Source organism: Glycomyces artemisiae (genome assembly GCF_003002955.1).
Classification (GTDB): domain Bacteria; phylum Actinomycetota; class Actinomycetes; order Mycobacteriales; family Micromonosporaceae; genus Glycomyces; species Glycomyces artemisiae.
Window position 1 is genome coordinate 116,859 of the sequence record NZ_PVTJ01000003.1, and the last position, 11,403, is coordinate 128,261.

General features: G+C 73.0%; 11 protein-coding genes. 5 read left to right on the top strand and 6 right to left on the bottom strand.

Going from position 1 to position 11,403, the window contains the following annotated elements; translation table 11 throughout:
- Positions 1-41: 41 nt before the first annotated feature.
- The 3 genes from B0I28_RS09355 (at position 42) to B0I28_RS09365 (ending at position 3,788) form a co-directional block, all read left to right on the top strand.
- Positions 42-1,709: a sialidase family protein gene (locus B0I28_RS09355; RefSeq protein ID WP_106363561.1), complete on the top strand. Its 1,668-nt coding sequence runs from the start codon at positions 42-44 to the stop codon at positions 1,707-1,709.
- A gap of 67 nt (positions 1,710-1,776) precedes the next feature.
- A complete protein-coding gene (gene sigJ / locus B0I28_RS09360) occupies positions 1,777-2,619 on the top strand; it encodes an RNA polymerase sigma factor SigJ (protein WP_106363562.1) in 843 nt (280 codons plus the stop codon).
- A 50-nt stretch (positions 2,620-2,669) separates the two neighbouring features.
- The gene (locus B0I28_RS09365) at positions 2,670-3,788 is read left to right on the top strand and encodes an NAD(P)/FAD-dependent oxidoreductase (RefSeq protein WP_106363563.1); all 1,119 of its coding nucleotides are present in this window, start codon (positions 2,670-2,672) and stop codon (positions 3,786-3,788) included.
- Positions 3,789-3,837: 49 nt separating this feature from the next.
- On the opposite strand, the gene B0I28_RS09370 is transcribed toward B0I28_RS09365, so the two are convergent.
- Together B0I28_RS09370 and B0I28_RS09375 are read right to left on the bottom strand one after the other, a co-directional pair.
- Positions 3,838-4,893 (bottom strand): glucose 1-dehydrogenase, encoded by a 1,056-nt coding sequence (locus tag B0I28_RS09370; RefSeq protein ID WP_106363935.1) that lies wholly within the window; start codon positions 4,891-4,893, stop codon positions 3,838-3,840.
- A 92-nt stretch (positions 4,894-4,985) separates the two neighbouring features.
- Positions 4,986-5,888: an SDR family oxidoreductase gene (locus B0I28_RS09375; RefSeq protein ID WP_106363564.1), complete on the bottom strand. Its 903-nt coding sequence runs from the start codon at positions 5,886-5,888 to the stop codon at positions 4,986-4,988.
- An 80-nt stretch (positions 5,889-5,968) separates the two neighbouring features.
- Between B0I28_RS09375 and B0I28_RS09380 the strand changes: the two genes are divergently transcribed.
- Positions 5,969-6,532, top strand: a complete 564-nt coding sequence (locus tag B0I28_RS09380) for a TetR/AcrR family transcriptional regulator (RefSeq protein WP_106363565.1) — start codon at positions 5,969-5,971, stop codon at positions 6,530-6,532.
- Between the two features lie 216 nt (positions 6,533-6,748).
- Entirely contained in the window at positions 6,749-7,159 is a 411-nt protein-coding gene (locus B0I28_RS09385; protein WP_146148030.1) for a hypothetical protein, read from the top strand.
- Positions 7,160-7,201: 42 nt separating this feature from the next.
- Here B0I28_RS09385 and B0I28_RS09390 read toward each other — a convergent pair whose 3' ends face one another.
- The 4 genes from B0I28_RS09390 to B0I28_RS09405 form a co-directional block, all read right to left on the bottom strand.
- Positions 7,202-8,878 carry a D-apionate lactonase family protein gene (locus B0I28_RS09390; protein ID WP_106363567.1) on the bottom strand — a complete coding sequence of 559 codons (1,677 nt, stop codon included), beginning with the start codon at positions 8,876-8,878 and terminating at the stop codon, positions 7,202-7,204.
- 1 nt (position 8,879) lies between these two features.
- Positions 8,880-9,635 carry an SDR family NAD(P)-dependent oxidoreductase gene (locus B0I28_RS09395; protein WP_106363568.1) on the bottom strand — a complete coding sequence of 252 codons (756 nt, stop codon included), beginning with the start codon at positions 9,633-9,635 and terminating at the stop codon, positions 8,880-8,882.
- Positions 9,636-9,711: 76 nt separating this feature from the next.
- Positions 9,712-10,776: a saccharopine dehydrogenase NADP-binding domain-containing protein gene (locus tag B0I28_RS09400; RefSeq protein WP_106363569.1), complete on the bottom strand. Its 1,065-nt coding sequence runs from the start codon at positions 10,774-10,776 to the stop codon at positions 9,712-9,714.
- 70 nt (positions 10,777-10,846) lie between these two features.
- Positions 10,847-11,314 (bottom strand): carboxymuconolactone decarboxylase family protein, encoded by a 468-nt coding sequence (locus B0I28_RS09405; protein ID WP_106363570.1) that lies wholly within the window; start codon positions 11,312-11,314, stop codon positions 10,847-10,849.
- Between the last annotated feature and the right edge of the window lie 89 nt (positions 11,315-11,403).

An 11,403-nucleotide genomic window follows, 5' to 3' on the forward strand; every position in this document is an offset into this window, starting at 1 on the left:
TCTGCAAAGATGCGGGCGCACCCACTCACAGGAGGCAACCCATGACGGTGACTAGACGGCTGGCCGCTGCGGCGCGCCGCTGGGCCGTGCTGCTGGCGGCCGCGGTCCTCGCGGCCGCCGGCGCGCAGGCCCTCGTCGCGACCCCGGCGCAGGCCGCGTATCCGGGCACGGTGCTCTACTCCCCCAACCTGACCACGTACCCGAGCGGCACCGCGGGCTACCCGCGGGCGATCGGGCTCGAACACGACGGCTCGTCGAACGAGACGATGCTCGCCACGTTCGCCAAGGGCGGCCACAACGCCCCGACGAGCCTCCCGATCTACCGCTCCACCAACGGCGGCACCAGCTGGACCCAGATCTCCACGATCACCTCGAACACTCCCGGCTGGGACCTGGAGGCGCCCACGCTCTTCGAGGTCCCGCGGAACATCAACGGGCTCAACGCGGGCGACCTGCTCGCCGCGGGCACCGCCTGGGACGTCGGCAACTACTCGGCGCAGAAGGTCGAGGTCTTCAAGAGCACGAACGGCGGCGTCACCTGGACGTACCTGTCGAACTGCACGCAGACCTCCGGCGAGCCGAACACGTGGGGCCACGGCATCTGGGAGCCCACGTTCCTGGTGGCGGACAACAACACCCTCGCGTGCTTCATCTCCGACGAGCGGCCTTCCAACAGTGCCACCAACAACCAGAAGATCGCGCACTACACGTCGACCAACGGCGGCGCGACCTGGAGCTCCGGCATCCAGGACGACGTCGTGTTCCCGGCCGACAACCTGCTGCGCCCGGGCATGCAGACCTTCGCCGAGCTGCCCGACGGGCGCTTCGTCATGAGCTACGAGCTGTGCCGCGACGCCACGAACGCCGACCACGCGTGCGAGGTGTACATCAAGTACTCCGACGACGGCCTGAACTGGGGCGCGGCGGGCGACCGCGGCACCCTCGTGCAGACCTCCGACGACCGCGAGCTGCTGCACACCCCGTACATCTCGTGGACGCCCGCGGGCGGCCCGAACGGGACGCTGCTCCTCTCCGGCCAGCGCGTCGTGGCCGGGCCGACCGGGAACAAGACCGTGCTCGCCGAGTCCGGGACGGTGCTGTTCGCGAACCGGAACCTCGGCGCGGGCGACTGGTTCGAGGCGACCACCCCGGTCACGGTGAACCCCACGGGCGGGTACGCCTCCGGCGTGCCGTCGTGCCCCGGCTACTCGACCCCGGCGATCCCGCGCGAGGACGGCACGAGCTACCTGTACCTCGCCGCGACCTGGCTGGGCCAGAACAACCAGTGCGAGGTGCGGTTCGGGATCGGCACGGTCCCGGGCGCGACGGGCGCGGTCGTGAACCCGCAGACGGGCAAGTGCCTCGACGTGGACACGAATACGGCGGCCAACGGGAACCGGGCGCAGATCTACGCGTGCGGGATCGCCTCGGGCCAGGACTGGTCGCGGTACTCGGACGGCTCGCTCCGGTCGTTCGGCAAGTGCCTCGACGTCGACGCGCAGGGCACGGCCAACGGCACGAAGGTGCAGCTGTGGGAGTGCAACGGCTCGGGCGCGCAGGTCTGGACGCCGCAGGCGAACGGGTCGCTGCTGAACCCGCAGTCGGGCCGGTGCCTGGACATCTCGGCGGGCGGCACCGCCGACGGCACCGACCTCCAGATCTACGACTGCAACGGGCTCTGGACGCAGGTGTGGAACCTGCCCGCGTAAGGGGCGCATGAAGGAACGGGCCGGGGCTGCGGACGCGCGGCCCCGGCCTCTTTGTAGTCTCGGCCGCATGGACGTGTTCGAGGAGCAGCGTGGACTGTTGAAAGCGGTCGCGTACCGCGTCCTCGGCACGGTCACCGACGCCGAGGACGTCGTGCAGGAGGCGTGGCTGCGCTGGAACGGCGTCGACGAGGCGGCGGTCGAGGACCCGGAAGCGTACCTGGTCACGGTGACCACGCGGCTGGCGATCGACCGGCTGCGGTCCGCGCAGGCGAAGCGGGAGTCGTATGTGGGCCCGTGGCTGCCGGAGCCGGTGCCCGCGGGCGGCGACGCCTCGGACCGGCTGGCGCTCACCGACACCGTCTCGTCGGCGATGCTGCTGGTCCTGGAGGCGCTGTCGCCGCTGGAGCGGGCCGTGTTCGTGCTGCGGGAGGCGTTCGGGTACTCGCACGCCGAGATCGCGCGCATCGTCGACCGCAGCGAGGCGTCGGTGCGGCAGACCGCGATGCGGGCCCGCGAGCACGTGGAGTCCAAGCGCCGCAGGTACGACACCGACGAGGCGACGCGGCGGCGGGCCACGGAGTCGTTCATGGCGGCGTGCGCGGGCGGGGAGCTCGCGGCGCTCCTCGGGGCGCTCGCGCCCGACGTGGTGCTCGTGTGCGACGGCGGCGGCCTGGCCCCGGCCCCGCGGCGGGCGCTCACCGGCATGGAGCTGGTCGCGAACGCGCTCATCTCGTTCACCAGGCGCATGCCGGAGGACCCGAGCGTCACGTTCGAGGAGGTCAGCGGCGGTCCGGCGGTCGTGGTCCGGTCGGGCGGCACCGCGGCGGCGGTCGTGATGCTCTACCTCGTGGACGGCGTGATCGAGGAGATCCACCTGGTCTCCAACCCCGAGAAGCTCGGTGCCCTGTGAACTAGGTCACTGCGCCTCACGAATGCGTTCCGGCGCCCGTCCTTGGGGGCATGAACGACATCCTCATCATCGGCGCCGGGTACACCGGCATGATGGCGGCCGTCGGCGTCGCCCGCCGCACCAAGGCCGCCCGCGTCACGATCCTCAACCCGGTCGACCGCTTCAACGAGCGCCTGCGCCAGCACCAGGCCGCCGCGGGCCACGAGCTCGCCGAGTTCCGCATCCCCGACCTCGTGGAGCCGGCGGGCGTCCGGTTCGTGCCGGGCCGGGCCGCCGCGATCGACACCGCCGCGGGCCGCGTCGTCCTCGACGACGGCCGCGACCTCCACTACGACACGCTCGTGTACGCGCTCGGATCGCGCACCCCGCAGGTCCCCAACGCCTACACGATCGACGACCCGAAGCTGGCGGTCGCCTTGCGCGACAACCCGACCGGCGTGTTCATCGTGGCCGGGGCAGGCCTGACTGGCATCGAGGCCGCCACCGAGGCGGCCGAGGCGTATCCCGAGCTCAAGGTCCGGCTGGTCAGCCGCGGCGAACCGGGCTCCATGATGGGGCCCAAGGCCCGCGCCTACCTTCTGAAGGCGCTCGACCGGCTCGGCGTCGAGGTCCGCACGGGCGTCAGCGTCGCCCGGGTGCTTCCCGACGCGGTGGAACTCGACGGCGGCGAACGGCTCGCGAGCGACGTGACGCTGTGGACGACCGGCGTCCAGGCGGCCCCGCTCGCGGCCGAGGCCGGGATCGAGACCGACGCGACCGGCCGGGTCGTGGTCGACGCGACCCTGCGGTCGGTCTCGCACCCGAACATCTACGCGATCGGCGACGCCGCCGCGATCCGCCAGGCCTACGGCGTCATCCACGGCACCTGCCAGAGCGGCATCCCCTCGGGCGCCCACACCGCCGAATCGATCGTGCGCGAACTGAAGGGCAAGGCGCCCAAGCCGTTCCGCTTCGGCTACATCCACCAGCCCGTCTCGCTCGGCCGGGGCGACGCGGTCGTCCAGTTCACCAACCCCGACGACACCCCGGCCCGCTGGTACCTCAAGGGCCGCGCCGCCGTCGCCTACAAGGAGGCCGTCAGCAGCAGCCCCGTGAAGTTCTACCGCTCCCGCACTGCGATCCCGGCCCGCCTGACGGGTCGCACGGGAGGCCGCCGCAACCGCCTCTGAACGCGCGGGAGGGGCGGGGCCGCGGCCCCGTCCCGCACGCGTGTGCGCGTCAGGCGCCTTCGATGTCGATGACCACTTTCACCTCGCCTGAACCGGCGTGGAAGGCGTCCTGGTAGTCCCCGAAGGGGACACGCTTGGTGATGAGGCGGCGGAGCCAGTCGCGGTCGGAGTCGGCGAGCAGCTGGGCGGCCCGCGTGCAGTGGTCGAGGTTGGCGTTGACCGAGCCGACGACCACGTCGTTCTCCAGGACGATGTCGCGGTTGAGGCTGCCCGCGTCGACGTTCATGCGCCGCCCCGCGGGCGAGACGCCCGTCAGGCAGGTGACGCCGAAGTTCCCGGTGGCGGCCATCGCGTCGAACACGAGCGCCTCGGAGCCGGTGGCCTCCACGACGATGTCGGGGACGACCGCCTCGATCGCCTTCGGAAAGCCCTCGTAGTGGTAGGTCGCGCCGAGCGACTCGACCAGCTCGGGCTTCGCGCCGTCGGGGGCGCGGTCGAGGACGTGGACGTCGAGCCCGCGCTGCGACCCGATGAGCGCGGCGAGGAGCCCGATCGGCCCGGCGCCGGTGACGAGCACCGACTGCGGGTCGAACCACGAGCGCCCGCCCACCTTGTCGATCTGCTCCCACGCCTTGACGAGCACGCTCATCGGCTCCAGGAGCACCCCGACGTCGGCGAGCGACGGGTCCAGCTTGACGGCGTAGTCGGCCTCCACGGTCCACACCTCGCTGGCGTAGCCGTGGATCTCCTTGATGCCGCGCTCGGTGTAGTTCCCGTTGCGGCAGTTGTCGAACAGGCCCCGCGCGCACGCGCCGCACGGCTCGGGGTCGGGGCGGCGGACCACGCCGACGACGAGGTCGCCGGGCGCGAAGCCGCTCCCCTCGGGGGCCTCGCGGACCCGCCCGAGCGACTCGTGCCCGATGACGAGCCGGTCGGCCCCCGGTGGGGCCCAGCCGTACTCGCCGTCGGCGAGCTCCCGGTCGGTGCCGCACACGCCGAGCGCGATGGCGTCGACGAGCAGCTCCCCTTCGCCGGGCACCGGCTCGTCCATGTCCCCCAGCGCCAGCGATCCCTTGACACCGGGCTCGACGGTCAACGCGCGCATGGCGTCCACCTCCCCTTCCCGAAACCACCCCAGTATGCGTGCTCATGAGGGATCTATCCGGGTTCTCGGGGAAGTGGACGCACGTGACGGGCCTAGAAGTAGTGGCCCTCCTCAAGGTCGGCGAGGAAGCCGGGGCGCTCGGGCTTCCAGCCGAGCAGCTGGCGGGTGGCCTCGCTGGAGGCGGCGCGGTCGGCGCCGATGAAGCCCGCGAGCCAGCCGAAGTGCGCCGCGGCGTCCGCGGGCGCGACGGAGCCTGTCGGGACGCCGAGCCGCTTGCCGATCACGGCGGCGAGGTCGCGGATGGCGACTCCCTCGTCGCCGACGACGTGGAGCGTGGACCCGGCCGGGGCCTGCTCGACGGCGAGGCGCACGAGGTCGGCGGCGTCGTCGCGGTGCACGCCGGACCAGCGGTTGGTCCCCTCGCCGATCCACGCGGCCAGGCCCTTGTCGCGGGCGACCTGGACCATCGTGGCGGTGAAGCCGGGGTCGCCCGCGCCGTAGACGATCGGGAAGCGGAAGACCATCGAGCGGACGCCGCGCTCGGCGAGGCCGAGCACGTACTCGCCGATGGCGTACCGGCGCGCGGGCCCGGACGCGTCCGGGCCCAGGTCGTGGCCGTCGGCCTCGGTGGCGGCGGCGCCCTCGGTGACCGGGACGCCGGAGGCGAGGCCGAACGCCTTGCCGGTCCCGGCGAGGGCCTCGCCGATCGCCTCGGCGGCGGCGCGGTCGGCGTCCACGGCCTCGTCGAAGCGGCCCGAGAACGCGATGTCGTGGCGGAAGGCGAGGTGGACGACGGCGTCGGCCGCGAGGGCCTCGTCGCGCAGGACGCCCAGGTCGCCGATGTCGCCGCGGCGCACGGCGGCCCCGGCCGCGGCGAGCGCGGCGGCGGAGTCGTCGGAGCGGGCGAGGCCCGTGACCTGGTGTCCTGCGGCGATGAGGGCGCGGACGGCGCCGGAGCCGATCCAGCCCGAGCCGCCGGTGATGAAGACGCGCATGAGATGACCTCCATGATGTCAGTTTCTGACATCAAACGTAGCACGGTCATGTCAGATCCTGACATCGGTATGATCGCGGCATGGCAAGGTGGGAACCGAACGCGCGGGGGCGCCTCGAACAGGCGGCGATGGACCTGTTCACCGAGCACGGGTTCGAGCAGGTCACCGTCGCCGAGATCGCCGCGCGCGCCGGACTCACCGAGCGCACCTTCTACCGCCACTTCAGCGACAAGCGCGAGGTCCTGTTCCCCGACGCCAGCCCGCTCTACACCGGGCTCACCGACGCGGTCGCGGCCGCGCCGGACTCGGCGAGCCCCATGGAGACCGTGGCCGCGGTCCTCGAAGCCACCGCCGCGTTCTTCATCGACCGCCACGAGTTCTCGCGGCGGCGCTACGCCGTCATCACCGCCAACGCCGAACTGCGCGAACGGGAGGCGGTCAAGCTCGCGTCCCTCGCCGACGCGCTCGCCGCGGGCCTGCGGGAGCGCGGCGTCGCCGAGCCCGCCGCGAGCCTCGCCGCGGAGGCCGGGATCGCGGTGTTCAAAGTGGCCCATGTGCAATGGGTCACCGCGGACGACCCGGAGGACCTGGCCGATCTCATGCGCGCGGCACTCGACGAGCTGCGGACGGCGCTCAACCCTTGACGGCCGCCGCAAGAGACTGAGCGAGGCGGTTCGCCAGGCCGGGCGCGATGGGATCGATCCCAGAAAGTTTCGGGACCGGAGCAACCGGCGGCCGCGCTCGCGCGTCTTCAAGGCGGCACCGTCGTGTGACGCGGATCCCCCTGCCGCGCAGCGTGTCCCGGCGACCCGTCCGGAATCGGACCGGAGCGGGAGCCAGAGCGTACGGAAAGGAATGCAATGAAGCAGCGAATCGCCGCCCTAATGGGAGCGCTTGCACTCTCGGTGATCGCGGTCCTCGGGATCGCCTCCCCGGCCATGGCCGCCGACGAGATCAACTACGCCGTGGACGCCGACTGGACCGGCACCTGCACCGATCGCCGCTACACCCCCAACGTCGAGGGGTGCGTCGAGCCCGGCGGCGACATCCTCTGGGTCAAGGACAACGCGGCCAACGGCTACTCCGTGAAGCTCCGCTGGTACGACCTCGACGGCTCCCGCACCGGCGAGTGCATCGACACCCTCGGCCAGGCCAAGGCGTGGACCATCTGCAACAAGGACTTCACCGAAGGCCACCGCATCCGCTGGTCCCTCGGCTGGAACTCGGCCAACGGCTGGGACTACTCCGACTGGTGGACCACCACGGTCTGACTCTGGACAGGCGCGTCGGCCCACACGGGCCGGCGCGCCGCGTCAGTCGATGGCGGCCCAGCCGAGGGGGCCGAGGGTGAGGCGGAGTTCTTCCGGGCCGAAGGCGACGGTGAAGGCACGCGGTTCGCGGTCGAGGTTGGCGGCGGCGAGGCGGGTGCGGGGGCCGGTGCGCGAGCCGAGGGCCCAGACCAGGCCGTCGGGGCTGTCGCCCCAGAGCAGCTCCCCCGGGCTCATGGCGGCGAGGGTCTCCAGGACCGCGGCGACCGGATACGGATCGCCTGCGGCGGAACGGATGCCGCGGGTCCCCCACTCCTCGAACCAGGCGAGGCCCGCGACGCCGGGGACGGCGAGGGCCGCGGCGGAGGCGATCGTCCACGCGGCGAGCGGGTCGTCGGTCTGGCGCCGGTCGGCGGCCCCGGTGAACTCGGGGCCGTAGCCCGCGGCGAGGTCGGTGCGGGGTGACGCAAGACTCGCGGTGGCGGCGACGTTGTTGAAGCGGGGCCGGAGCGTGACCGGTCCGATGTAGACGGGTCGGCCGGAGGCGGCGGCCTGGAGGGCGACCGTGCGCTGCACGGCCACGGATTCCAGGAGCTGTTCGGTGCTCGGGTCGTGGAAGAGCGGCGTGGCGCTGAACGTGAGCGCGTCGGCGTCGGGGAGCGCGGCGGCCGGGTTGCGGTTCAGCTCGGTGAAGTGGGCCCGGCTCCCGGCGACGAGCGGCGGCCGGAGGCCCGCGCGGTCGAGGGCGGCGCGGAGCCCGTCGAGGCTGGCGGTGACATGGGTGTCGGGGTCGAACAGGCCGACTCGTGCGATCCAGTGCGGCACCAGGTGCGCCGCGAGGAGGTCGAGGTCGGCGCCGGGACGGGCGATGACGCGGACGTCGAGCGGGAGGCCCGCACTGGCGGCCCGTTCGAGGGCGGCGGGCCAGTTCGGGGTCCACAGGTCGAGTTCGACGAGGACGGCGGTGCCGAGGGGCGCGGGGACCGGCTCGGGATCGGGCCCCGTGGCGGCGCCGAGGGCGGTCTCCGGGAAGGCGCCGCCGGGGGACAGGACGATCCGGGTGTCGGCGGCGAGCGGCGCGGCCGGTCGCAGTTCCTTGGCGCGCAAGGTGACCGATTGGCGGACTCGCTCCCCCGGCGCGAGGTCGTACGGGAACGGGAGCGCCAGCGGGCGGGAGTAGGTCTTGTAGGAGGCGTCGGTCCAGTTGCGCTGGTCCTCCATCTCGAAGACCTCGCCCGCGAAGACCGCCTCAACGGCGAGGCCGTCGTGCTCCCAGGCCAGCGCGGCGATGTCGAAGACCGGCTGGTGCGGGCTGACCGCGGCGGGGAACGCGGTGTCCTCCACGGTGCCGTCCGGGTGCGTGGCCCGCAGGGCGGTCCCGGCGAGGCGCGGCGGGTGGAGGGCGACGAGGCCGGTCCGGTTGGTGGAGAAGGATTCCGCGGCTTCGAGGTCGAGTTCGATGAGCAGTTCGCCGGCGGTGCCGCGGACCGTGAGCGTGCCGGACAGCAAGCCCGCCTGGAGCCCTAGCGAGAGGGTGTCGTCGTCGGCGAGGACGTCGACCGTCCATTCCGGGGTGTTCCAGTCCTGGTCCCGGGCGACGGCGCGGATCGCGCGCATCACTGGGCGGCCCCGGTAGGCGATGTCGGCGAGTTCGGCGCCGCGGCGGGCGAGGGACCAGGGGCCGGCGGTCCAGGTCGCGGAGGTGGTGCGCCAGGTGCCCATGTCAGAGCGCCGTCATGCCGCCGTCGACGGCGAAGAGGCCGCCGGTGGCGAACGCGCTCTCGTCGCCGGCGAGGAACACCATGATCCCCTCGACGTCGGCGGGCGTGCCGGGGCGGCCGAGGGGGATGCGGGAGATGATGGCGGCGCGGGCCTCGGGGTCGTCGGAGAGGGTGGTGACCAGGCCGGTCTCGGTGTAGGTGGGGACCACGGTGTTCACGCGGATGCCGTTGGGGGCGTATGCGGCCGCAGTGGTGCGGGTGAGGCCGTGGATGCCGGCCTTGGAGGTGCTGTAGGCGGCGAACTCGTTGCCTTCGCCGCTGAGCCCGGTGGGGCTGCCGGTGAGGATGATCGAGCCGCCGCCGTACTTCAGCATGGTCCTGACGGCGTGCTTGACGGTGAGGAACGTGCCGGTGAGGTTGACGTCGATCGTGCGGCGCCACACGTCCACGTCGAGGTCGGCGACCTGCGCGTCCTGGCCGAGCAGCTGGACCGCGGCGTTGGCGACGACCGTGTCGGGGGCCCATCCCGCGGCGGCGAGGTCGGCGAAGGCGGCGGCCACGGCGGTCTCGTCGGCGATGTCCACAGTGACGGCGCGGGCCCGGTCGCCGATCCGCGCGACGGCCTTCGCGGCGGCGTCGGCGTCGCGGTCGGCGACGGCCACGCGTGCGCCTTCGGCCCCGAAGCGGGCCGCGACCGCGTACCCGATCCCGTTGGCGGCCCCGGTGATGAATGCGGTCTTCCCGTCGAGCCTGCCCATGTGGATTCCTCTCGGTCGAGGCGCGTGCGCACCGGAATCCACCATAACGTCCAACCGGTTGACCGACTGTCCGGGTCTAGAGGCCCAGGACCTCGTCGAGGAGCACGGCGCGGGCCTCCATGTCGGCGACAGGGAGCGGTTCGGCGAGGTCGGGGGCGAGGCCGGCGACCGCTTCGCGGGCGGCGTCGGTGAAATGGACCGTGCCGTCGGGGTCGATGCGCTCGACGCCGTCGGCGCGGGCCATCCGCTCGTTGAACGCCACGGCGTCCTCAAGAGAGGTCCCGGGCGGGAGGTCGAGTTCGACGGCGCCGCCGTCGATCCGCACCGGGTACCCGCCGGGCAGGCCGCCCGGGGCGGGCACCGACCAGCGCAGGATCTTCGATTCGGGGAGCAGCGCTTCGATCACGGGGAGCGCGGTGGCGGCGGTGAGGAAGTTCCAGCGCAGGCCCGGGTCGATCGCGGGCGCCTGATAGGCGAGGCCGTCCTCGCGGCGGCCGTCCTCGCCGAGGTAGACGCGGGCGCGGTCCTCGCGGCCGGGGTCCTCGGCGGTCATGACGCCGGTGAGCTGCGAGTGGTGGCCGACGACGCGGACCAGCGGCGGCACGCCCCCGCCCGCCTCGGCGCGGAGGACGGCGCTCGCGCGGCGCTGGATCATTCCCGCGTTGCCGAGGCCGAGCGCGGGCGCGAGGCCGATGCGCTCCAGGACCGGGCCGGTCACGTCGGGGAGCGACAGGTTCGCGACCGGGGCGGTCAGGCCGACCTCCTTGGCCGCGCGCATCACGTTGAGCACCACGGGGACCTGGTAGGGCAGGCGCAAAGCGAGCCCGGCGGCCTCGATCGCGCTGGCGGCCGGGTCGCCGCGGTCGGCGAGGCCCCACGGGCTGCGCAGCGAGGCGCACTGGACGACGACGTCGGGGCGGACCCGGTCGAGGAGCGCGGCCACCTCGTCGAGGCGGGTCGCGTCGAGCGGCGCGGGCTCGACGAGGCAGTCGGAGGCGCTGGCGATGATCGCCGCCGCCTGATTGACGTTGTGCTCGGAGCGGCTGGCGATGACCAGCCTGTGTACGAAACCGCTCGCGGCGAGGTCCGCGGCGATCCGCTCCCCCATGTCGCCCAACCCGATGACCAGCGCAGTGCTCATGCGGCCGATCCTATGCGACCGCGCGGGGCCGGGCGCGGACTCGGTCGAGCCCGGCCCGGCCGGAGAGCCGCTAACCCCACTGGCCGGGGGTGTAGTTCCCCGCGGGGGTCTGGGTGAGGGCGTTGAGCCGGTTGTAGGCGTTGATCGAGGCGATGAGCGAGACGAGCGCGGCCAGCTGGTCGTCGTCGAAGTGCTTGCGGGCGCCCGCCCACACGTCGTCGGGGACGCCCGCGCCGTCGGCGATGCGGGTGCCCGCCTCGGTGAGCGCGAGCGCGGCCTTCTCGGCCTCGGTGTAGACCACCGCGTCCCTCCAGGCGCCGACGAGGGCGACCCGGACAGCGGTCTCCCCGGCGTGCACGGCGTCCTTGGTGTGCATGTCGAGGCACACGCCGCAGCCGTTGATCTGGCTGGCGCGGATGGTCACCAGGTTGCCGATGCCTTCGGGCAGGGCGGCTTCGAGCGACCGCGCGGCGGACGTGAGGTGCTTCGCGAACTTGGCGCCGACGGGGTTGGCGTAGTAGTCGATGCGGGCTTCCATGGTGTGCTCCTTAGTGTTCGTCGGATTCACTGCCATGACGGATGCGCCCGCGCTGATGTGACCGGCGGTGTGCGGGGTCACGATTGGAC

Coding starts and splice junctions, on each gene's coding strand:
- B0I28_RS09355 (WP_106363561.1), top strand. CDS start 42: ATGACGGTGACTAGACGGCTGGCCGCTGCGGCGCGCCGCTGGGCCGTG.
- sigJ (WP_106363562.1), top strand. CDS start 1,777: ATGGACGTGTTCGAGGAGCAGCGTGGACTGTTGAAAGCGGTCGCGTAC.
- B0I28_RS09365 (WP_106363563.1), top strand. CDS start 2,670: ATGAACGACATCCTCATCATCGGCGCCGGGTACACCGGCATGATGGCG.
- B0I28_RS09370 (WP_106363935.1), bottom strand. CDS start 4,893: ATGCGCGCGTTGACCGTCGAGCCCGGTGTCAAGGGATCGCTGGCGCTG.
- B0I28_RS09375 (WP_106363564.1), bottom strand. CDS start 5,888: ATGCGCGTCTTCATCACCGGCGGCTCGGGCTGGATCGGCTCCGGCGCC.
- B0I28_RS09380 (WP_106363565.1), top strand. CDS start 5,969: ATGGCAAGGTGGGAACCGAACGCGCGGGGGCGCCTCGAACAGGCGGCG.
- B0I28_RS09385 (WP_146148030.1), top strand. CDS start 6,749: ATGAAGCAGCGAATCGCCGCCCTAATGGGAGCGCTTGCACTCTCGGTG.
- B0I28_RS09390 (WP_106363567.1), bottom strand. CDS start 8,878: ATGGGCACCTGGCGCACCACCTCCGCGACCTGGACCGCCGGCCCCTGG.
- B0I28_RS09395 (WP_106363568.1), bottom strand. CDS start 9,635: ATGGGCAGGCTCGACGGGAAGACCGCATTCATCACCGGGGCCGCCAAC.
- B0I28_RS09400 (WP_106363569.1), bottom strand. CDS start 10,776: ATGAGCACTGCGCTGGTCATCGGGTTGGGCGACATGGGGGAGCGGATC.
- B0I28_RS09405 (WP_106363570.1), bottom strand. CDS start 11,314: ATGGAAGCCCGCATCGACTACTACGCCAACCCCGTCGGCGCCAAGTTC.